This is a genomic window from Amycolatopsis sp. PS_44_ISF1 (assembly GCF_032335455.1).
Classification (GTDB): domain Bacteria; phylum Actinomycetota; class Actinomycetes; order Mycobacteriales; family Pseudonocardiaceae; genus Amycolatopsis.
In genome coordinates this window covers 2,171,962-2,192,836 of the sequence record NZ_JANUXO010000001.1, presented here as the reverse complement: position 1 = coordinate 2,192,836, position 20,875 = coordinate 2,171,962, and the positions used below count along the sequence as shown (strand labels likewise).

Below are 20,875 nucleotides of genomic sequence, written 5' to 3'. Positions count from 1 at the left end.
GCGCACCCGTGGGCCCGATTCGAGCGGTGGGTGGGCAAGACCTGCCCATCACCAAGGGCCTGCGCCGGTCCGGTCACGCGGCCGCTGGCGCCGGCCGGGGCCGGGCCCGCGGACCTCCGGGGCCTCCGCGGCCGGTTGTTATCGTGAGCGGGTGACGGTCGTGGCGGAGTCAACCGAGCCGGAGGCGGGGCGGGCGGCCCAGCCGCGGCAGCTCATCGTGTCCGTGTACGGCTTCTACCACCGCAGCGGGGGCGGCTGGCTGTCGGTCGCGGCGCTGATCGGGCTGCTGGCGGCGGTCGGGGTGGACGAGCCGGCCGTGCGGTCGTCCATCTCGCGGCTCAAGCGCCGCGGGATCCTCGACGCGGTCCGCCACGGAAGCACCGCGGGGTACGAGCTTTCCGGGACCGCGCTGGACATCCTGGGCGAGGGCGACGAGCGGATCTTCCGCCGCGACCGCGCCACCCTGGCCGAGGGCTGGCTGCTCGCGGTGTTCTCCGTGCCCGAGGCCGAGCGGGCCAAGCGGCACGTGCTGCGCACCCAGCTCGCGCGGCTGGGCTTCGGTACCGCGGCGTCGGGCGTCTGGATCGCGCCGGCCCACCTGCACCAGGTCACGGCCGAGACGCTGACCCGGCTGGGCCTGGCCGAGTACGCCGACCTGTTCCGCGCCGAGCACCTGGCCTTCGGCGATCCGGCCGGCAAGGTCCGCGAGTGGTGGGACCTCGACCGGCTCGACGAGTTGTACACCGCGTTCCTCGACGAGCACGCGCCCGTGCTGGAGCGCTGGCGCCGCCGCCGCGCGACCCCGGGCGCCGAGGCGTTCGCGGACTACCTGCGGGTGCTCACCGGCTGGCGCCGCATGCCCTACCTCGACCCGGGGCTGCCCGCCGAACTGCTGCCCGCGGACTGGTCCGGCCTTCGCGCGGCCGAGGTGTTCTTCACGCTGCACGAACGCCTCGAAGACCCCGCGCGGGCGTACCTGCTGGAGACGCTCGGTGATCGAGCACCCGGCGGCCGGGGCATCAGCGGCTGAGGACCGCGAAGCCCTGCACCTCCACGAGCGCTTCGACGTCCCACAACCGGCTCACGCCGATCCCCGCCACGGCCGGGTATTCCTGGCCGGCCAAGCGTTTCCACACCTGGCCGAGCTCCCGCGCGTGGGCCCGGTAATCGTCCATGTCGACGATGTAGATCGTCACGCTGCACAGGTCGGCCGGCTCGCCGCCGGCCGCGCGCAGGGCCGTCAGCAGGTTGCCGAGCGCGCGCTCGAACTGCTCGACCACGGTCGTGCCGGTGATCCTGTTGTCGGCGTCCAGGGCGGTCTGCCCGGCCAGGAAGACCAACCGGCCCTCGGCCGCGACCGCGTGGGAAAAGCCCGACGGACGGCCCAGCCCGGGCGGGTCGAAACGCTCCATGCCGCCGATCCTAGCCCATCTATCGCCTTCTTGACGATCGTAGTCCAGACGACATAACCTGTCCGGCGTGCGGATATCGGTTCTCGGCGGCGGCCCGGCGGGCCTGTACTTCGCCGTCCTCGCGAAGCAGCTCGGGCCCGGGCACGAGATCACGGTCTGGGAGCGCAACGCGCCGGACGACACGTTCGGCTTCGGGGTGGTGTTCTCCGACGAGACGCTCGGCGGCATCGAGCACGCCGACGAGCACGTGCACGAGGCGATGAGCCGCGAATTCGCCCGCTGGGACGACATCGACGTGCACTACCGCGGCACCGTCACCACCTCCGGCGGCCACGGTTTCGCCGCGATGAGCCGCAAACGGCTGCTGGCCATCCTGCAGCAGCGGTGCCACGAGCTCGGCGTCGACGTCCGCTTCCGCACCGGCGCGCCGGACGTGGCCGGGCTGGCCCGGGAGCACGACCTGGTGGTGGCGGCCGACGGGCTGAACTCCGCCGCCCGCGCCCGGTTCGCGGAGACCTTCGCCCCGGACGTCGAAACCCGCCGCTGCCGCTACATCTGGCTCGGCACCGACCTGGTCTTCGACGCGTTCAAGTTCCACGTGCTCGAGACCCCGCACGGGATCATGCAGATCCACGGCTACCCCTACGGCCGCGAGGGCAGCACGTTCATCCTGGAGCTGCACGAAGACGTCTGGCAGCGCGCGTTCGCCCCGATCGCCGCGACGGAGCTGGCGCCGGGCGAGAGCGACGAGAAGTCGATCGAGCTGATCCGCGAGCTGTGCGCCGAAGTGCTCGACGGGCACCGGGTGCTGGCCAACAACTCCCGGTGGGCCACCTTCGGCACGGTGCGCTGCGAGCGCTGGGTGCACGAGAACGTGGTGCTGCTGGGCGACGCCGCGCACACCGCGCACTTCTCCATCGGCTCCGGCACGAAGCTGGCCATGGAGGACGCGCTCGCGCTGGCCGCCTGCCTGCACGAGCAGCCGTCGGTGGCCGAGGCGCTCGGCGCGTACGAACGAGAGCGGCGTCCGGTGGTGGCCTCCACCCAGCGCGCGGCCCAGGCGAGCCTGGAGTGGTTCGAGAACCTGGCGCAGTACACCCGTCAGGAGCCCGAGCAGTTCACGTTCAACCTGCTCACCCGCAGCCGCCGGGTCACCTACGACAACCTGAAGCTGCGTGACCGCGAGTTCGCCGCGGCGCTGGACGAGTGGTTCGCCGGCACGCTCGGCACCACCGTGGCGCCGCCGATGTTCCAGCCGGTGCGGATCGGCGAGCTGCCACTGGCGAACCGCATCGTCGTCTCCCCGATGGACATGTACTCCGCCGTGGACGGGGTGCCGGGCGAGTTCCACCTGGTGCACCTGGGCGGCAAGGCGCTCGGTGGGGCCGGGCTGGTGATGTCCGAGATGGTCTGCGTTTCGGCCGAGGGCCGGATCACCCCGGGCTGCCCCGGGCTCTACACCGAAGAGCAGGAGCGGGCGTGGGCGCGCGTCGTCGGCTTCGTGCACGACCACACGCCGGCCAAGATCGGGCTGCAACTGGGCCACTCCGGGCGCAAAGGCTCGACGAGGCTGATGTGGGAGGGCATGGACGAGCCGTTGCCCGAGGGCAACTGGGCGGTCTGCGGGCCGTCGCCACTGCCGTACTCGGCGAAGAACCAGACGCCGCGGGAGCTGGGCGCCGCCGAGCTGGCGGAGATCCGCGAACAGTTCGTCACCAGCGCGCGGGCGGCCGCGCGAGCCGGGTTCGACCTGCTGGAACTGCACTGCGCGCACGGTTATCTGCTGTCTTCGTTCCTTTCCCCGCTGACCAACCACCGGGCCGACGAGTACGGCGGGTCACCGGAGAACCGGCTGCGGTTCCCGCTGGAGGTGTTCGACGCCGTCCGCGCGGTGTGGCCCTCGGACCGGCCGGTGACCGTCCGCATTTCGGCCACCGACTGGCACGACGGCGGGATCGGCGCCGATGAGGCGGTGGCGGTCGCGCGGGCCTTCGCCGAGCACGGGGCCGCCGCGATCGACGTGTCCACCGGCCAGGTGGTGAGCGAGGAGCGGCCGCGGTTCGGCCGGAGCTACCAGACCCCCTACGCCGACCGGATCCGCAACGAGGTCGGGCTGCCCTACGGGATGGCGGTGATCGCGGTCGGCGCGATCTCCTCCTACGACGACGTGAACTCCCTGCTCCTGGCCGGGCGCGCGGACCTGTGCGCGATCGGCCGCAGCCACCTCTATGATCCACAGTGGACATTGCACGCGGCGGCCGAGCAGGAGTACCCGGTGGCCTGGCCCCAGCCGTGGGCGGCCGGGAAGCGCAAACCGCAGACCGGGCGCACCGACGGGCCCGAGCCGCGGCTGGAGCTGGTCCGCACCGGCGGCCCCCGGACCGCCCACGCCCGCTGGCGCCCGGGGGGTGACCGGTGAACGCCTTCGCCCTGTCCCCCGAGCAGCAGGCTTTTGCCGCCTCGGTGCAGGAAATCGCCGCGGAGCGGCTGCGTCCGCTCGCCGAGGCCGGCGCCGAGGGCGCGGTGAACCGGCCGTTACTCAAGGCCATGGGCTCACTCGGCCTGCTCGCCCGGCTGTTCCCCGGGGTCGAAAGTGGACAGCCGACGCGCCAGGCCGCGGCCACCGACCTGTGCCTGTTACGGGAGGCGCTGGCCACGCGGAGCACCGAAGCGGAGACGGCGCTCGCGTTGCAGGGCTTGGGCAGCTACCCCGTGCTCCAGTCCGGAATGGACGAACAGGTGCGGCGCTGGCTGCCGGCCGTGGCGGCGGGTGACGCGGTCGCGGCGTTCGCGCTGACGGAGCCGGACGCGGGCTCCGACGCGGCCGCGCTCACCCTCGCCGCGGAGCCCGACGGCGACGGCTGGCGCCTGACCGGCGAGAAGATGTGGATCTCGAACGCGCCCGAGGCGGACTTCTACACCGTGTTCGCGCGCACGACCCCGGACGCGGGATCCCGCGGGGTCAGCGCGTTCGTCGTGCCGGGCGACCGCGCGGGTCTGTCCGGCGAGCACCTCGACCTGGTGAGCCCGCACCCGATCGGCACCCTGACCTTCGACGGCGTCCGCGTGCAACGCGAGGAACTGCTCGGCGAGGAGAACCACGGTTTCGCCGTCGCGATGCGCACGCTGGACCTGTTCCGCCCGAGCGTCGGCGCGTTCGCCGTCGGCATGGCGCAGGCGGCCCTGGACGCGACGGTGGAGCACACCGCGCAACGCCACGCTTTCGGTGGCCCCTTGGCGAACCAGCAGACGGTGGCGCACACCCTCGCCGAGATGGCCACCCGCACGGAGGCGTCCCGGCTGCTGGTCTACGCGGCCGCTTCCGCCTACGACGAGGGAGAGCCGGACCTCAGTGGCCGCGCGGCGATGGCGAAGCTGTTCGCCACGGAGTCGGCGCAGTACGTCGTGGACTCGGCGGTGCAGCTCCACGGCGCCCGGGCGTTGCGGCGCGGGCACCTGCTGGAGCACTTGTACCGCGAGGTCCGGGCACCGCGCATCTACGAAGGCGCCTCGGAGATCCAGCGGACGATCATCGCGCGGTCGCTGCGGCGGGGCCGGCCGGGTGGTTCGCGCACAGCGATATCCCGGCCGAACCGGACCCCGGGCCGGTAACTTGCGGGGTATGCCTCGTACCCCGGTCACCATCCCGACTCCGGACGGCAGCTGCCCGGCCACCCTGCACACCCCGGACCCGCACCCGCACCCCGCGGTGGTGCTGCACGCCGACGCCGCCGGGGTGCGGGAGACGTTCGCGGAGATGGCGGACCGGCTGGCCGCCTTCGGTTACGCCGTGCTGCTGCCGGACGCGTACTACCGGACGCCGTTCGCGCCGTTCGACGTGGCCACGGTGTTCACCGTGCCCGAGGAGCGGCAGCGGCTGAGCGAGCTGAGCGCGAGCCTCACCACGGCGCAGGCGGTGCGCGACATGGGCGCCTACCTCGAATTCCTGGCCGGGCGACCCGAGGTCTCCGGCTCCGCGGTGGGCACGACGGGGTACTGCATGGGCGGGAGGCTGTCGCTGCTCGCGGCCGCGCACCACCCGGAGCGGGTGGCGGCCTCCGCGTCCTTCCACGGCGGGAACCTGGCCGCCGCCGACGACGCGGAGAGCCCGTACCGGCTGGCCGATCGGATCCGCGCCACCGTGTACGTGGCCGCGGCGCAGAACGACAAGTCGTTCCCGCCCGAGCAGTACGAGCGGCTGGGCGCGGCGCTGGCCGGCGCGCGGGTGCGGCACACCCTCGTCACCTACCCCGCCGAGCACGGGTTCGCCGTGGCCGACAACCCGACCTACGACCCCGAGGCCGGCCGGCGCCACTGGGAAGCGCTGGCCGAGCTGTACGCGGAGAACCTGAACGGCTGAGGTTCAGCGCGCGTCCAGCGCTTCCGGCCGGGCCTTCTCCGGCCGGGCCCGCGGGCTCGCGGGCCGGCGGTCCAGCCACAACTGGGCGCCGATCAGCGCGACGGTCCAGCTCACCCAGGACGCGATGGCCGCCACGGACTGGGTGAACGCGACCTCGCTGCCGCCGAAGGTGGTGGCGATCTGCGGTTCCAGCACGATCACGCCGACCGCCGAGATGATCCGGTTCAGGATGATGGACATGGTCAGCGCGAAGCTGCGGACCATCCACCGCCGGTGGTCGCCGAAGCGGCGTTCGCGGGCGGCGCGCCAGCCGGCCCCGGTGACGCCGAGCCACAGCACGGCGAGCAGCACGTCGCTGGCCCGGGTGGCGGGGCCGAACGGGCTGTCCGCGCCGATGGTCAGCGCCATCAGCCCGGACGGGAGCACCCCGCCGAACACGTACGCCCGCCCCGCGAACCGGTGCACCCCGGGGTACCGGCGCCGGACCCACGGCCACACCTGCACCAGCGCCCCGAGCATCGCGATCGAGCCGAACAGCACGTGGGCGACGAGGAACCAGTAGTGCGCGGCGAACCCCTCCGGCGCCGGAACCCGCGACCGCGCCGGGTCGAGCGCCAGGTACGGCGGCAGCGAGTAGGCGAAGAAGGCGACGACGACCAGCCCCAGCGGCCCGATCCACGGCCGGCGCCACCACGCCCGCTCCGGTGTCCGCGCCCGCGGCGGCCCCACGCGCGGTGGTCGAAGATCTGTCCCCGCCGTCATGTCGGCCACGCTCCCTCTGGCTGGTTGTGACTCCTGGTCACCACGAAGGCTAGGGGCGGGTAGGGGTGGACGGCACTGGTGCGCGCCTGCGTCCCGGCGGTGGGGAAATCCTTACCTTCGGACGGGTGGATCTTGGCTGTCGATTTGACGGGCGACGGGCACGGTGGGCCGGAGACCACTTCCGGGAAGGGAGAAGGGCGCCCCGCAGGACGCCCTTCTCCCCCGGCTCAGGCCCCGCGGACCCGGCGGACCGTGTCCCGGTAGAACAACCCGCTCTGCTTGACCGTGCGCTGCTGGGTCTCGTAGTCGACCCGGATCAGCCCGAACCGCTTCGCGTACCCGTACGCCCACTCGAAGTTGTCCAGCAGGGACCAGGCGAAGTAGCCGCGGACGTCCGCGCCCCGCTGCCGGGCCGCGGCCACCGCGGCCAGGTGCGAGGCCAGGTAGGCGGTGCGCCCGTCGTCGGCCACGTAACCCGACTCGTCCGGCTCGTCGTCGAACGCCGAGCCGTTCTCGGTGACGAACAACGGCAGGTTCGGGTAGTCGCGGCCGATGCGGGTCAGCAGCTCGGTGAACTTGCCCGGCAGGATCTCCCAGCCCATGGCCGTGGTCGGCTCGCCGAACGGGATCTCGCGCTGCACCGGGAAACCGTCTTCGCCGGTCGTGCGGCCCTGTTCGTCGACGCCGGAGTACTGCTGGCCGAAGTAGTAGTTCACGCCCAGGAAGTCCAGTGGCGTCGAGATCACCGGCAGGTCGCCGTCCTCGATCGGCAGGGTCGCGCCGCGGACCGCGAGGTCCTCGACCACGTCCGGCGGGTACCGGCCGTGCACCAGCGGGTCGAGGTAGATGCGGACGCCCAGGCCGTCGGCGTGGCGGGCGGCTTCCCGGTCCGCGGCGCTGTCCGTCGCCGCGTCCGAGGTGCTCATGTTCAGCGTGATGCCGAACTGCGTGCCGTCGGCCGCCGCCGCGCGCATCCGCTGCGTCGCCAGCCCGTGGCCGAGCAGCAGGTGGTGGACGGCGCGCATGCCGGCGCCGAAGTCGCGGCGGCCCGGGGCCATCACGCCGTGCACGTAACCGTGCATCGCCGAGCACCACGGCTCGTTCAGCGTGGTCCAGTGCCGGACGCGGTCGGACAGGCGGTCGAAGACCAGCATCGAGTAGTCGGCGAAGCGGTACGCGGTGTCGCGCTCCGGCCAGCCGCCCGCGTCCTCCAGCTCCTGCGGGAGGTCCCAGTGGTAAAGCGTGAGCCACGGGGTGAGGTCCTTCTCCAGCACCTCGTCGACGAGCCGGTCGTAGAAGGCCATCCCGGCCTCGTTGACCGGTCCGCGCCCGCCGGGCTGGACCCGCGGCCAGGCCACGGAGAACCGGTAGGTGTCGGCACCGAGCTCCTTGACCAGCGCGACGTCGCCGGGCATCCGGTGGTAGTGGTCGCAGGCCACGTCGCCGGTGTCGCCGTTGTCGATCGCCGAGGGCACCCGGCAAAAAGTGTCCCAAATGGACGGTGTGCGCCCGTCCTCGGCCACCGCGCCTTCGATCTGGTACGCCGCGGTCGCCACCCCCCACCGGAAGTCCTGGGGCAGCGAGTCGATCAGCTGCCGCTGCTCACGGGTCGCGGCGTCAGTGGTCTCGGTCAAGGGTTCTCCTCATCTACAAGCGACTACGACAGCGGCACGCTGGGCATGACGGGCATGACGGTCACGGTGGGGTCGTCCTCGGCCGGGTGCAGCCAGCACGCGACGGTGCGGGTGGTGCCGGTCCGGCCGGCGGGCGCGGTCAGCACCGGCACGTGGCCGGAGCACGGTTCGAACGCGTGCGGGCAGCGCGGCGCGAACGCGCAGCCCAGCGGCAGCGACCGCTGGTCCGGCGGTGAGCCGGGGATGCCGGTCAGCTCGCGGCGCGGTCCGCGCAGGGCGGGGAAGGAGTGCAGCAGGCCGTCGCTGTAGGGGTGCAGCGCGTCGCGGTAGAGCTCGACGCCACGGGCCTGCTCCACGATCCGGCCGCCGTACATGATCGCGATCCGGTCGGAGAACTCCACCAGCAGCGAGAGGTCGTGGGTGATGAACAGGACGGAGAAGCCCAGCCGCTCCCGCAGCTCCACCAGCTGCGCCAGGATCTGGCGCTGCATCACCACGTCGAGCGCGGTGGTCGGCTCGTCCATGATGACCACCCGCGGCTCCAGGGCCAGCGCCATGGCGATCATCACGCGCTGGCGCATCCCGCCGGAGAGCTGGTGCGGGTACGCGTCGAGGCGGTCGCCCGCGATGCCCACCAGCCGCAGCAGCTCACGCGCCCGCGCCAGCCGCGTCGCCCGGGTGCTGCGCGGGTCGTGCGCCTTGATCACGTCCACCAGCTGCGTGGACACCTTGTGCACCGGGTTCAGCGAGTTCATCGCGCCCTGGAACACGATGGACGTCTCGGCCCAGCGGAAGTCCCGCAACTGCGCGGGGGTCAGCCGCAGCACGTCGTAGGGTTCACCGGCTTCGGGGTGGTAGATCACCTGGCCGCCGCGGATCACGCCGGGCGGGGGCAGCAGCCGGGTCAGCCCGTAGGCCAGGGTGGACTTGCCGCTGCCGCTCTCCCCGGCCAGCCCGAGCACCTCGCCGCGGTGCAGGGTCAGGTGCACGTCCTGCACGGCGTGCACGGCCTCGGCGCCCACGCCGTAGTCGACGTCGAGCCCCTTGATCTCCAGCACGGGTTCGCTCATCGTTCCTCCCGGCCCAGTACCGGCGTGAAGCCGACGCGCAGGCGCACCGTCCGGCCCGCCGCGGTCTTCGCCTTGGTCTTGCCGCCCGAGCGCAACCGCGGGCTGACGAACTCGTCGATGCCGAAGTTGAGCAGCGACAGCGCGGTGCCGAGGACGGCGATCGCGAGCCCGGCCGGCACGAACCACCACCAGGCGCCCTGCGCCAGCGCCTGCTGGCTCTGCGCCCAGAACAGGATCGTGCCCCAGTTCCACTCCGAGAAGCTGGAGACGCCGACGAAGGCCAGCGTGATCTCCGACATCACCGCGAACACCACCGTGCCGACGAAGCTCGACGCGATCACCGCGGTCAGGTTGGGCAGGATCTCGAAGAAGATGATCCGCCCCGTCGACTCGCCGCTCGCGCGCGCCGCTTCGACGTATTCCCGGCGCCGCAGGGAAAGCGTCTGGGCCCGCAGGATCCGCGCGCCCCAGGCCCACGAGGTGAGGCCGATGATCACCGCCACCAGGTAGTCGCCGCCGCTGGGCAGCGCCGTGCCGATGATGATGATCAGCGGCAGGGCCGGGATCACCAGGAACACGTTGGACAGCGCGGAAAGACCCTCGCCGGGCGTTCCGCCGAGGTAGCCGGAGGTGACGCCGACGAGCACGGCCAGGACGGTCGCCACGATCCCGGCGGTCAGCCCGACCAGCATCACGCTGCGGGTGCCGACGAGCACCTGGCTGAAGATGTCCTGGCCGAGGTGGGTGGTGCCGAACCAGTGCCGGCCCGAGGGCGCCTCCAGCAGGTCGTTGCTGCGGGCCGACGGGTCGAACGGCGCGATCCACGGGCCGATCACCGCGATCACGACGAAGAAGGCCAGCACCGCGATGCCGGTGATCGTCTTGCCGCCGGTGAGGAACCGGAACCGCCGTCGTTTCGCGGCGGGCCCGGCGAGCGGTTCGGCCGGGATCGGGGTGACGGCCTTGAAGTCGGCTGCGGGCAGGGCCATTCAGCCCTCCTTCCGGGTGCGCGGGTCGAGCACGAGGTAGGCGACGTCGGCCAGTAGGTTCGCCACCAGCACCGACAGCGTGATGATCAGGAAGATGCCCTGCATCAGCGGGTAGTCCTGCGAGCCGACCGCCTGGAACAACTCGTAGCCGACGCCGGGGTAGGAGAACACGATCTCCACCAGCAGCGTGCCGCCGACGATGAAACCCAGCGCCAGCGCGAACCCGGAGACGCTGGGCAGCAGCGCGTTGCGCGCCGCGTAGCTCACCATCACCCGGCGTTCCTTGAGGCCCTTGGCGTGCGCGACGGTGATGTAGTCCTCCGAGGCCACCGTCACCATCATGTTGCGCATGCCCAGGATCCAGCTACCCATCGAGCTGATCAGGATGGTCAGCGCGGGCAGCAGGCTGTGCTGGACCGCGCTGCCGACGAACGTGCCGTCCCAGCCGGGCACCAGGCCCGGGTCGTAGCCGCCGGACGCCGGGAAGAAGCTGCCCGGTCCGGCCAGCAGGGTGATGGCGATCAGGCCGAGCCAGAAGTACGGCACCGAGGACAGGAACGTGGTCACCGGCAGCAGGCCGTCCACCCAGGACCCGCGCCGCCAGCCCGCCACCACCCCGAGCGAGGTGCCGATCAGGAAGCCGGCCACCGTGGTGATCCCGACCAGGATGATCGTCCACGGCAGGCTGTCGCCGATCACCTCGGTGACCGGGGTCGGGAAGAAGGTGAACGACAGCCCGAGGTCGCCGCGGAAGAGCTGGGCCCAGTAGTGGAAGTACTGGGTGAGCAGGCTCTCGTTCTTGTCCAGTCCGAACAGGACGTACAACGACTGGATGGCGTCCGCGCTGAGGTTGCCCTGGTTCTTGGTGATCAGCGACTGGACCGGGTCGCCGGGGATCATCCGGGGGATGAAGAAGTTGATCGTGACCGCGGCCCAGGCGGTGAACACGTAGAAGCCGAGCCGCTGGAGCAGGTACCTCACCGGGTCACCGCCGAGTCGTACAGCCAGCACGCGGCCCAGTGGCCGGGACGGTCGTCCACCTCGAACCGCGGGGGCAGTTCGGTTTCGCACCGCGGCAGGGCCACCGGGCACCGCGGGTGGAACCGGCAGCCCGAGGGCGGCGCGATCAGGCTCGGCGGTTCGCCGGTCCCCTTCTCCTCCGGCACCTCGCCCGGTTCCGCGCCGGTGCCCGGGTCCAGCCGGTCCGGGTCGGGCGCGGATTCGATGAGCAGCCGCGTGTACGGGTGCGCGGGTGACTGCGTGACGGTCTCGCTGTCGCCGCCCTCGACCATGCGGCCCGCGTACATCACCAGCGTCTCGTCGGCGAAGTACCGCGCCGAGGCGATGTCGTGGGTGATGTAGAGGATGGCCAGGTGCAGCCGTTCCTTGAGGTCGCGCAACAGGTTCAGCACGCCGAGCCGGATCGAGACGTCCAACATGGACACCGGCTCGTCGGCCAGCAGCACCTCCGGGTCGGCGCCGAGCGCCCGCGCGATCGCGACGCGCTGGCGCTGCCCGCCGGACAGCTCGTGCGGGAACTTGTCGACATACCGCTCCGGCGGGGTCAGCTGCACCCGGGTGAGGAGCTCGTGCAGCGCCTGGTCGACGTCCTGGCCGGCGCGGTCGTGGATCTTCAACGCGCGGGTCAGGTGGTAGCGCACGGTGTGCACCGGGTTCAGCGAGGCGAACGGGTCCTGGAAGATCATCTGGACCCGCCGGCAGTACTCCCGGAAGGCCCGTCCCTTGAGATCGCGGCCGCGCTTCACCGTCACCGACCGGCCGTGCAGCCGGATGTCCCCGCCGGTGCGGGGGTGGAGCTGGGCCAGCAGCCGCGCGACGGTGGACTTGCCCGAGCCCGACTCACCGACCAGCGCGGTCACCCGGCCGCGGCGCAGGACCAGGTCCACGTCGTCGACCGCGCGCACGCTGCGCTGGGTCCGGGTGAGCACGTCCCGGCCGCGCCGGCGGACGGCGAAGTGCTTGGTCAGCCCGGCCGCTTCGAGCACCACGGCGCCGGATTCGGGGCCCGGGACGGCCGCCCCCGCCGGAGCGGGGACGGCTTCCCCGGCGGCCACGGACTCTTCGGTGGCCACTGAGTTGTCTTCGGCCACAGCTCAGGCCGCGGGCTTCAGGTGCATGACGATGTCCAGCGCGTTGCGCAGGGTCGGCTGCGCCGGTCCGTACGGGTTGGCCTCGTCCGGCCAGCCGGTCCAGTTGCGGGTGCTGTACTCGCCGCCGGAGTTGGCCGCCATCAGCGGGACCATCGGCTGCTGCTCGATCATGATCTGCTGCAGGGTGGACATCGCGGTGGCGCGGCCGGCGTCGTCGGGGGCGTTGGCGTAGGTCTCCAGCGCGGCGGTCGCGGCGTCGTTCTTGTACCGGCCGTAGTTGCCGTTGATGCCGCCGGTCCCGGTCGGCTTGTACCGGTTGCCGTCCATCACGTCGCGGTACATGTCGTACGGCGTGGCCCCGTCGTTGGTCCAGTGCAGGACCCCCTCGAAGTCACCGGTGTCGACCGACTTGGTCCACGCGTCCTGGTTCATCTTGTCCACCGTGGCGGTGATGCCGATCTGCGCCAGGTTGTCCTTGATGATCTCCAGGTCGGTGTTGTAGTCCGACCAGCCCGAAGGCACCGAGAGCTTGAGCGCGACCGGCTTGCCGGTCGGGTCCACGAGCTGGTTGCCGCCCAGCTTGAAACCGGCGCCGGTCAGCTGCGCCTTGGCCGCGGGCACGTCGACCTTGACCGTCTGGCCCCGGTACTGGGGGGCGATGAACGAGTCACCCGCGGGCGAAGGGATGCCGGTGAGCTGGTCGACCTTGGGGTAGAAGTACCCGGCCTCGCCCTGGTTGAAGATGTCGTCGCGGTTGATCACCTTGCTGACCGCCTGGCGCAGCGTGGGGTTGTTCCACGGCGCCTTCTCCGTGTTGAACCACAGTCCGTGCACGGCGAGCTGCGCCGGGAACCACAGCTTGTAGTGCTGGGGGTCCTTGTTCAGGTAGACCGTCTTGTAGTTCGGGATGAAGACGAAGCTCCACTCCGCCGCCCCGCTGGTCAGCGCCGCGACCTGCGAGTTGTTGTCGTTGTAGGAGGTGTAGCGGATCTCCTTGACCTTCGGCGCGTCCTGCCAGTAGCCGGGGCGCTGCGCGACCGTGATGGTCTGCGGGGTGAACGACTTCAGCGTGTACGGGCCGGTGCCCACCGGGTTCTTCACGGTGTCGGTGGTCGGGTCCTTGATCGCGGACCAGAGGTGCTTGGGCACGACGATGGTCTGGAGGATCTTGACCTGGTTGACGAACTGCGAGGCGCCGAAGCTCAGCGTGACCGTGTTCCCGCTGGGCGTGATGTCCTGGTACGGGACCGAGTCGATGTTCAGCGCCTTGTTGTCGCGCAGCAACTGGAAGGTGTAGGCCACGTCCTCGGCGGTCATCGGCGTGCCGTCGGAGAACTTCACCCCGTCACGGACGGTCAGCGCGAGCTTCCGGTAGTTGTCCGACCAGTCCCACTTGGTGGCCAGCCACGGCTTGCCGGGCTCCTGCGGCTTGACCCGGTTGAGCATCACCAGCGGTTCGTAGATGACGTACCGGTAGCCCAGCGACGCGGCGGCCGAGGTCTCCAGGAACGGGTTGTTGTTCTCGGCCTGCGGGCCGTTCGGCATGCCGACGTTGAGCACGGCCGCGGCGTTGCCGCTCCCGGCGTTCGTCGAGCCGCCGCCGCAGGCCGCGAGCACGGACATCGCCACCACGGCGGTGAGCGCTGCGACGATGGAGCGCTTGACTCGCATTCGTCCTCCTAGATCCGGAACGGGTGCTGTGGGCGTCGCCCCGCCCCCGCCACCTGCTTCCAGGGCTCGGACCGGCCGCACGACAGGAGGAGTCAACCCGGGTGACTCGGGTCACGTCAATAACACGAGGGTAACTTTTTGTACCTAAGTTTAAGTACTGAAAGAAAGGCTCACGCTCGGTGTCCGACAGATGATCCCGTTGTCCGGCAAGGAAATCTCAGCCGGCCGACCGGCCCCCCGAAGCCAGCAGGGCGGCGACCGGCAGGGTGGCCGCACCCAGCGCCACGGCCTCCGGGCCCAGCTGGCCGAGCTCGACCAGGGTGCCCTCGGCCAGGTAGCCGAGGGCGTGCCGGGCGGCGGCGGACCGCACGTGCGGGAGGATCGCGGGACCCATCACCGCCCCGGCCGACCCGGCCAGCACCACCCGGTCCGGGGCCAGCAGGTTGATCAGGTTCGCGATGCCGATGCCCAGGTACTCGCCGGTTTCGGCGAGGGTGTCGGCGGCCGGTCCCGGCTCCGCCGCGCGGGCCACGACCTCGGCCAGCCGGTCCTCGCTCTCGACCCCGCGCACCGGCCGCGCGCCGGGCGCCCGGCCGTAACGGCGCACCACCGCCTCGGCGCCGACGTAGGCCTCCAGGCAGCCGCGCGAGCCGCAGCGGCAGTCCGCGCCCGCCGCCTGGACCACGGTGTGCCCCCACTCACTGGTGGTGATCCCGGGGAACGATCCGCCGCCGGTCACGAAGGCCGCGCCGACGCCCACCCCGAGCAGGGCGATCACCGCGCGTTCCGAGCCGCGGCCCGCGCCGCGCCACATCTCGGCCTGGCCGAGGGTGCGGGCCCGGTTGTCCAGGTGCAGTGGCGCGGAAGCGATCTGGAGGTGCGCGCGCAGCAGCTCGGCGAACCCGACGCCCGCCCAGCCGAGCGTCGGCGCGTGCACGATACCGCCGTCGCGCACCGCGCCGGGTACCCCGACGCCGACGCCGAAGATCCCCGCCGCGTCCGCGCCGCTGCCGGCCAGCACCTCGGCCACGCCGACGCGCACCAGCTCCACGACCTCGACCGGGTCCAGCCGCGTGCCGTCCAAGGGGTGCTGCACGGTCGCGAGGGTCTCGAGGGCGCAGTCGAACAGGCCCACGCGCACGTGCGTCTCGCCGACGTCCACCCCCACGACCTGGCCGTACTCGGGCCGCACGCGCAGCAGCGTGCGGGGGCGGCCGCCGTCGGACTCGACCGAGCCCGCCTCCGCCACCACCCCGTCGCCGATCAGCTCGGCCACCACGTTGGTCACGGTCGCCGGGCTGAGCCCGGACTCGGCGACCAGCTCCAGCCGGCTGACCGGGCCCCGCAGGTAGAGCGAGGACAGGAGCACGGACCGGTTGTGCCGCCTCAGATCCCTCGTCGTCTGCCGCAGCACCCTCGTCACCCTGGGGATTCTGCCAGACGATCAGGCGTTCGGGACTTAGTTCACTAGTTAATACATGGCGACAACTTACGGTGATCAGGCATCCTGGTAGCGGACACCTCAAGGGCCGGATGGGTAGACATGGTCAGTAAGCGCACCACCGTCCGCGATCTGCGGCGGCACAACCGTTCCCTGCTGCTGTCGAAACTGTACTTCGACGGCCCGCTTTCGCGACACGAGCTCAGCCGGCTCACCGGCCTGTCGGCCGCCACGGTCAGCAACGTGACCGCGGAGCTGGGCGAGGAGCGGCTGATCACCGAGGCCGGGCTGGTGGAGTCCGACGGCGGGCGGCCGCGGGTGCTGCTGCGCGTGGACCCGGCGTACGGGCACGTCGCGGGGGTCGACATCGGCGAGACCGGCGTGCGGGTGGAGCTGTTCGACCTGGCGATGCAGCGGCTGGCCCTGGTCGAGCACGAGTTGTCGCCGGCGCGCACCGAGCCGGGCGCCGTGGTCGCCGCCGTGGTGTCGGGCCTGCGCGAGGTGATCGCGACGGCCGAGGTCGAGGAGAGCGCGGTGCTGGGCGTCGGAGTCGGCGTGCCGGGCACCGTGGAGCAGGGCGAGCGGGTGCTGGTGCACGCCCCGACCATCGGCTGGGACGCCGTGGCGCTGGGCGAGGAGCTGCGCGCGGCCGGTATCGGCCTCCCGCTGTTCATCGACAACGGCGCCAAGACCCAGGGCCAGGCCGAGATGTGGTTCGGCGCCGGCCGCGGGGCCCGGCACGCGGTGATAGTGCTGATCGGCTCCGGCGTCGGCGCGGCGGTGATCGCGGACGGCGCCACCTACCGTGGCTCCACCAGCAGCGCGGGCGAATGGGGCCACACCACCATCGTCTACGGCGGGCAGGCCTGCCGTTGCGGCTCCCACGGCTGCCTCGAGGCCTACATCGGCGCGGAGGCCATCCTCGAGCGGTACCGCCGCGCGCGCGGCAAACCCGCCGACGGCGAGAACGAGCAGGAGCAACTGGCCGCCCTGCTGGCCGCGGCGCCGAAGTCGAAGTCCGCGCAGAAGGTGGTCGAGGAGACGGCCGGCTACCTCGGCGCGGGCATCGCCAACCTGATCAACCTGTTCAACCCGGAGCGCATCGTGGTCGGCGGCTGGGTCGGCCTGGCCCTGGGCGAGGAGTCGCTGCCGCTGGTCCGCTCCACCGCGGCCGCCCACGCGCTGAGCCACCCGTTCGGCCAGACCACGATCCGGCCGGCCCAGCTCGGCCTGGACGCGGTGGCCACCGGCGCCGCCACCCTCCCGGTCGCCGACCTGCTGGAACAGGGCGCCGACCCCCGGCTGCGGACCCGGTCCCCGGCCCGCACCGGAGCGGCCTGAGCCACGCCGCCGGTAACTTCCCGGCCTTAATTCGAGTTAAAAACTTTCAGCCAGCCGAGCATTGCCGCCAGTGGTCCGAACCATGCATACTTCTCTTGCTTTGGTGGCAGCAAACACAAAGCAAGCTTTCCATCGGTCCCCCTGGCCGCCCGCCTGCGGTCCACCCCCGGAGTGGACACGAAGCGCCCGGCTGCGCACCCCCACGACCCGATCCCGGTCGTGCCCCTGTTCCGCCCCGCCGCGTTTTCGTGCTGCGCGCGTGAAAGCGCGGTCCCTCCGCAGACCGAGGTGACAACGATGTCCTTCTCGCGCCCACTCCGACGCACCCGCCGGGCCGGCCTGTTCGCGGCCACCGCCTTGCTGACCCTCGCGGCGCAGGTGACGCCCGCCGCGCTCGCCCCACCCGAGGCGTCGGCCGCGGCCAGCTTCACCGACGACTTCAACGGACCGGCCGGCAGCGCCGCCGACGCCGCCAAGTGGAACTACGAGACCGGCGACAACAGCGGCAACAACCACGAGCGGCAGTACTACACCGCCGGTGCGGCCAACGCGGCGCTCGACGGCCAGGGCCACCTGGTCATCACCGCCCGGAAGGAGAACCCCGGCAACTACAACTGCTGGTACGGCCGCTGCGAGTACACCTCGGCGCGGCTCAACACCTCCGGCCGGTTCAGCCAGGCCTACGGCCACTTCGAGACCCGCATGAAGCTGCCGCGCGGGCAGGGCATGTGGCCGGCGTTCTGGATGCTCGGCGGCGGCAACTGGCCGACCGACGGCGAGATCGACGTGATGGAGAACATCGGCAAGGAGCCGAACACCGTGCACGGCACGATCCACGGCCCGGGCTACTCCGGCGCCAACGGCATCGGCGCCGCCTACAACGGCCCGAACTTTTCCGACGACTTCCACACCTACGCGGTGGACTGGTCGCCGAACAAGCTCAGCTGGTCGGTCGACGGCCACGTCTACCAGACCCGCACCCCGGCCGACCTCAACGGCAACCGCTGGGTCTACGACCACAACTTCTTCGTCATCATGAACCTGGCCGTCGGCGGTGACTGGCCGGGCAACCCCGACGGCAGCACGCAGTTCCCGCAGCAGCTCGTGGTCGACTACGTGCACGTGACCACCGACAGCGGCACCCCGCCAACCGGGCGCACCGGCACGATCACCGGTATCGGCGGCAAGTGCGTCGACGTGGCCGGAGCCAACACCGCCAACACCACCCCCATCCAGATCACCGACTGCAACGGCAACGCCGCCCAGAACTGGACCATCGGCAGCGACGGCACCCTCCGCGCCCTCGGCAAGTGCATGGACGTCACCGCAGCGTCCACAGCAGACGGTGCCGCAGTACAGCTCTACGACTGCAACAACACCAGCGCCCAGCAATGGGTAATCAGCTCCGCCCACGACATCGTCAACCCGTCCGCCAACAAATGCCTCGACGCCACCGGAAACAACTCCGCCAACGGCACCCGCCTCCAAATCTGGACCTGCACCGGCGGCACCAACCAGAAATGGACCACCCCCTGACCCCGCTCCGCCCGGCGAAGAGGATCCGATGAGACGAAGAGCCCTCGCGGCGATCGGCGGCCTGCTGGCCGCGCTCGCCGTCACCCTGGCCCCGGCGAGCGCCCAGGCCGCCACCGGCACGATCACCGGTATCGGCGGCAAGTGCGTCGACGTGGCCGGAGCCAACACCGCCAACACCACCCCCATCCAGATCACCGACTGCAACGGCAACGCCGCCCAGAACTGGACCATCGGCAGCGACGGCACCCTCCGCGCCCTCGGCAAGTGCATGGACGTCACCGCAGCGTCCACAGCAGACGGTGCCGCAGTACAGCTCTACGACTGCAACAACACCAGCGCCCAGCAATGGGTAATCAGCTCCGCCCACGACATCGTCAACCCGTCCGCCAACAAATGCCTCGACGCCACCGGAAACAACTCCGCCAACGGCACCCGCCTCCAAATCTGGACCTGCACCGGCGGCACCAACCAGAAATGGACCACCCCCGGTGGCGGTGGCACCACACCCCCGTCCGCCGGCGCCATGGCCGTCGCCCCGTACCTCTACAACGGCTGGGGCAGCCCGCCCGACCCGGCGGCCATCACCAACGCGACCGGGGTCAAGTGGTTCACCCTCGCCTTCGTCCTGTCCAACGGCTACTGCAACCCCCAGTGGGACGGTTCGCGCGCGCTGACCGGCGGCGTGGACCAGGGCACGGTCAACGCGGTGCGCGCCGGGGGCGGTGACATCATCCCGTCGTTCGGCGGCTACAGCGGCAACAAGCTGGAGTCCTCCTGCGGCAGCGCGGGTGAGCTGGCCGCGGCGTACCAGAAGGTGATCAACGCCTACGGGCTGAAGGCGATCGACATCGACATCGAGGCCGACGCCTACAGCAACCCGACGGTGCAGCAGCGCACCGTCGACGCGCTGAAGACCGTGCGCGCCGCCAACTCCGGGCTGAAGATCTACATCACCTTCGGCACCGGGACCAGCGGTCCGGATGCGAGCCTGGTCAACCGGGCCGCCTCGTCCGGGCTGAGCGTCGACGGCTGGGTGATCATGCCGTTCGACTTCGGCGGGGCCGGGCAGAACATGGGCACCCTGACCACCCGCGCGGCCGAAGGGCTCAAGGCGGTGGTCAAGAACGCCTACGGCTACACCGATGACAACGCCTACCGGCACCTGGGCATCTCGTCCATGAACGGGGTGACCGACCAGAACGAGATCGTCACCGTGGCCGATTTCGGCACCATCCTGGGTTACGCGAACCAGCACCACCTGGCCCGCCTGACCTTCTGGTCCGCCAACCGCGACCGCCCCTGCAGCGGCGGACCGGCGGACAGCTGCTCCGGGGTTTCCCAGCAGGCTTGGGACTACACCAAGGTCTTCGCCCGGTACGCGGGGTGACGCCCGCGGGCCCCGCCAGATGTCCTTTGTAGACACGGCGGGTCGTGCTCACCCCCCGGGGAGCACGACCCGCCGCCGTCCTCCGCCCATCGCCGGGCCCGAGGCGCCGGACCGGCCCGGCGAGACCGGACCGGTCCGGTCCTCGAAGTCCCACGCCGGGCTGGGGGACCGAGCGTGGGACGGCTTCGAACCCGCGACCCGCCGTAGACCGTAGCCAATCCGAGCCGCCCGCAACACCTTCGCGGCGCGCAGAGGAGAAGATCGGACAGCAGCCGTGCCCCCGCGACTGGAGTCCGGAGAGCAAGCCACCGACGCCGGGGCCGGCCCGGTCCGATCAGCACCACGCAGTTGCGCCGGCCGGATGACTCAGCGCACCGCAGCCGCGCGTTCCGCGTACGCCTCCACGAGCTGGGCCTCCGCGTCGACCAGATACTGGTTCAGCAGCTCAGCCGTCCGAATTCCGTCGCCACTCTTCAGCGGAACCAGTATTTCGTGATTACGCGGTAGGTATCGCTCGTGGAACCGCCGCGGGTCTGCCATCACGTGGAAGACCAGCCGCAGCTCGGCGGCCAGCCCCTGCATCAGCTCGGTCACCCGCGCACTGCCGGCGAGCGCCACCAGCTCCCGGTGGAACCGGATGTTGGCCGTGCCGAGGTCCTGCCAGCGGCCGTGCCGGGCGGCCAGGTCGCCGTCGGCCACCGTCGCGGCGATTTCGGCGTAGGAGTCCGGTGGGGCGGTGATCCCGCGGACCGCGGCGCATTCGACGATCTGGCGCACCCGGTAGATGTCGCGCACGTCTTCGACCGTCGGCACCCGCACGAACACCCCCCGGTTCAGCTCGTGGGTGAGCAGCCGCTCGTGGGTCAGCAGGCGGAACGCCTCGCGCAGCGTGTTGCGGGAGACGCCCAGCGCGGTGCCGATGTCCAGCTCGGAGAGCCGGCCGCCGGGCAGGAAGAAGCCTTCGGCGATCCGGGTGCGCAGCACGCCCGCCACCCGCTCGGCCGTGCTCGTGCGGCCGAGCAGACCACGGTCGGCTTCCAGGCCCAGCCGGGCGTCCTCGTTGACCACGAAGCCAGCCTAACCCGGCCTTCGGGAACGATCGAACCAGCAACTTGTGGGATTGTTGAACGATCCGTACGGTAAGAGCCATGTGATCCGAGC

General features: G+C 71.4%; 17 protein-coding genes. 7 read left to right on the top strand and 10 right to left on the bottom strand.

Annotated elements, in window-relative coordinates:
• Nucleotides 1–151 precede the first annotated feature (151 nt).
• Entirely contained in the window at nt 152–1,030 is an 879-nt protein-coding gene (locus NYF13_RS10035) for a PaaX family transcriptional regulator C-terminal domain-containing protein (protein ID WP_315655810.1), read from the top strand.
• On the opposite strand, the gene NYF13_RS10030 is transcribed toward NYF13_RS10035, so the two are convergent.
• Nucleotides 1,020–1,412 (bottom strand): RidA family protein, encoded by a 393-nt coding sequence (locus NYF13_RS10030; RefSeq protein ID WP_315655809.1) that lies wholly within the window; start codon nt 1,410–1,412, stop codon nt 1,020–1,022. The genes NYF13_RS10035 and NYF13_RS10030 overlap by 11 nt on opposite strands.
• 67 nt (nt 1,413–1,479) lie before the next feature.
• Between NYF13_RS10030 and NYF13_RS10025 the strand changes: the two genes are divergently transcribed.
• Genes NYF13_RS10025 through NYF13_RS10015 form a run of 3 tightly spaced genes read left to right on the top strand, consistent with a single transcriptional unit; the run spans nt 1,480 to nt 5,772 of the window.
• Entirely contained in the window at nt 1,480–3,831 is a 2,352-nt protein-coding gene (locus NYF13_RS10025) for a bifunctional salicylyl-CoA 5-hydroxylase/oxidoreductase (RefSeq protein WP_315655808.1), read from the top strand.
• Nucleotides 3,828–5,024: an acyl-CoA dehydrogenase family protein gene (locus tag NYF13_RS10020; RefSeq protein WP_315655807.1), complete on the top strand. Its 1,197-nt coding sequence runs from the start codon at nt 3,828–3,830 to the stop codon at nt 5,022–5,024. Before NYF13_RS10025 ends, NYF13_RS10020 begins: the two co-directional genes overlap by 4 nt.
• A gap of 10 nt (nt 5,025–5,034) precedes the next feature.
• Nucleotides 5,035–5,772: a dienelactone hydrolase family protein gene (locus tag NYF13_RS10015; protein WP_315655806.1), complete on the top strand. Its 738-nt coding sequence runs from the start codon at nt 5,035–5,037 to the stop codon at nt 5,770–5,772.
• A gap of 3 nt (nt 5,773–5,775) precedes the next feature.
• Here the strand turns inward: NYF13_RS10015 and NYF13_RS10010 are convergent, their stop codons facing one another.
• The 8 genes from NYF13_RS10010 to NYF13_RS09970 all read right to left on the bottom strand — a co-directional run bounded on the left by NYF13_RS10010 (nt 5,776) and on the right by NYF13_RS09970 (nt 15,432).
• Nucleotides 5,776–6,534, bottom strand: a complete 759-nt coding sequence (locus tag NYF13_RS10010) for a DUF2306 domain-containing protein (protein WP_315655804.1) — start codon at nt 6,532–6,534, stop codon at nt 5,776–5,778.
• Between the two features lie 227 nt (nt 6,535–6,761).
• A complete protein-coding gene (locus NYF13_RS10005; protein WP_315655802.1) occupies nt 6,762–8,168 on the bottom strand; it encodes a GH1 family beta-glucosidase in 1,407 nt (468 codons plus the stop codon).
• A gap of 23 nt (nt 8,169–8,191) precedes the next feature.
• On the bottom strand, nt 8,192–9,238 hold the full coding sequence (locus NYF13_RS10000; protein ID WP_315655801.1) for an ABC transporter ATP-binding protein: 1,047 nt from the start codon (nt 9,236–9,238) through the stop codon (nt 8,192–8,194).
• Nucleotides 9,235–10,227: an ABC transporter permease gene (locus NYF13_RS09995; protein ID WP_315655800.1), complete on the bottom strand. Its 993-nt coding sequence runs from the start codon at nt 10,225–10,227 to the stop codon at nt 9,235–9,237. The genes NYF13_RS10000 and NYF13_RS09995 overlap by 4 nt, the downstream gene beginning before the upstream one ends.
• Complete coding sequence (locus tag NYF13_RS09990; RefSeq protein ID WP_315655799.1) at nt 10,228–11,208, bottom strand: ABC transporter permease; 981 nt, start codon at nt 11,206–11,208, stop codon at nt 10,228–10,230.
• Nucleotides 11,205–12,320, bottom strand: coding sequence for an ABC transporter ATP-binding protein (locus NYF13_RS36670; RefSeq protein WP_396286876.1), 1,116 nt, complete (start codon nt 12,318–12,320; stop codon nt 11,205–11,207). The genes NYF13_RS09990 and NYF13_RS36670 overlap by 4 nt, the downstream gene beginning before the upstream one ends.
• Nucleotides 12,321–12,341: 21 nt before the next feature.
• A complete protein-coding gene (locus tag NYF13_RS09975; protein ID WP_315655798.1) occupies nt 12,342–14,009 on the bottom strand; it encodes an ABC transporter substrate-binding protein in 1,668 nt (555 codons plus the stop codon).
• A gap of 217 nt (nt 14,010–14,226) precedes the next feature.
• Nucleotides 14,227–15,432 carry an ROK family protein gene (locus tag NYF13_RS09970; RefSeq protein WP_315655796.1) on the bottom strand — a complete coding sequence of 402 codons (1,206 nt, stop codon included), beginning with the start codon at nt 15,430–15,432 and terminating at the stop codon, nt 14,227–14,229.
• A 120-nt stretch (nt 15,433–15,552) separates the two neighbouring features.
• On the opposite strand from NYF13_RS09970, the gene NYF13_RS09965 reads away from it, so the two are divergent.
• From NYF13_RS09965 to NYF13_RS09955, 3 genes are all read left to right on the top strand, one after another.
• Nucleotides 15,553–16,791, top strand: coding sequence for an ROK family protein (locus NYF13_RS09965; RefSeq protein ID WP_315655794.1), 1,239 nt, complete (start codon nt 15,553–15,555; stop codon nt 16,789–16,791).
• Between the two features lie 297 nt (nt 16,792–17,088).
• A complete protein-coding gene (locus NYF13_RS09960) occupies nt 17,089–18,327 on the top strand; it encodes a family 16 glycosylhydrolase (RefSeq protein WP_315655793.1) in 1,239 nt (412 codons plus the stop codon).
• Nucleotides 18,328–18,355: 28 nt separating this feature from the next.
• On the top strand, nt 18,356–19,714 hold the full coding sequence (locus NYF13_RS09955) for a ricin-type beta-trefoil lectin domain protein (protein ID WP_315655792.1): 1,359 nt from the start codon (nt 18,356–18,358) through the stop codon (nt 19,712–19,714).
• A gap of 366 nt (nt 19,715–20,080) precedes the next feature.
• Here NYF13_RS09955 and NYF13_RS09950 read toward each other — a convergent pair whose 3' ends face one another.
• The gene (locus tag NYF13_RS09950; protein ID WP_315655791.1) at nt 20,081–20,782 is read right to left on the bottom strand and encodes a GntR family transcriptional regulator; all 702 of its coding nucleotides are present in this window, start codon (nt 20,780–20,782) and stop codon (nt 20,081–20,083) included.
• Between the last annotated feature and the right edge of the window lie 93 nt (nt 20,783–20,875).

Excerpts from the sequence above, each read along its gene's own strand:
- NYF13_RS09975 (WP_315655798.1), bottom strand. The coding sequence starts at position 14,009 with ATGCGAGTCAAGCGCTCCATCGTCGCAGCGCTCACCGCCGTGGTGGCG.
- NYF13_RS09960 (WP_315655793.1), top strand. The coding sequence starts at position 17,089 with ATGTCCTTCTCGCGCCCACTCCGACGCACCCGCCGGGCCGGCCTGTTC.
- NYF13_RS09965 (WP_315655794.1), top strand. The coding sequence starts at position 15,553 with ATGGTCAGTAAGCGCACCACCGTCCGCGATCTGCGGCGGCACAACCGT.
- NYF13_RS10030 (WP_315655809.1), bottom strand. The coding sequence starts at position 1,412 with ATGGAGCGTTTCGACCCGCCCGGGCTGGGCCGTCCGTCGGGCTTTTCC.
- NYF13_RS10010 (WP_315655804.1), bottom strand. The coding sequence starts at position 6,534 with ATGACGGCGGGGACAGATCTTCGACCACCGCGCGTGGGGCCGCCGCGG.
- NYF13_RS09995 (WP_315655800.1), bottom strand. The coding sequence starts at position 10,227 with ATGGCCCTGCCCGCAGCCGACTTCAAGGCCGTCACCCCGATCCCGGCC.
- NYF13_RS09955 (WP_315655792.1), top strand. The coding sequence starts at position 18,356 with ATGAGACGAAGAGCCCTCGCGGCGATCGGCGGCCTGCTGGCCGCGCTC.
- NYF13_RS10015 (WP_315655806.1), top strand. The coding sequence starts at position 5,035 with ATGCCTCGTACCCCGGTCACCATCCCGACTCCGGACGGCAGCTGCCCG.
- NYF13_RS10000 (WP_315655801.1), bottom strand. The coding sequence starts at position 9,238 with ATGAGCGAACCCGTGCTGGAGATCAAGGGGCTCGACGTCGACTACGGC.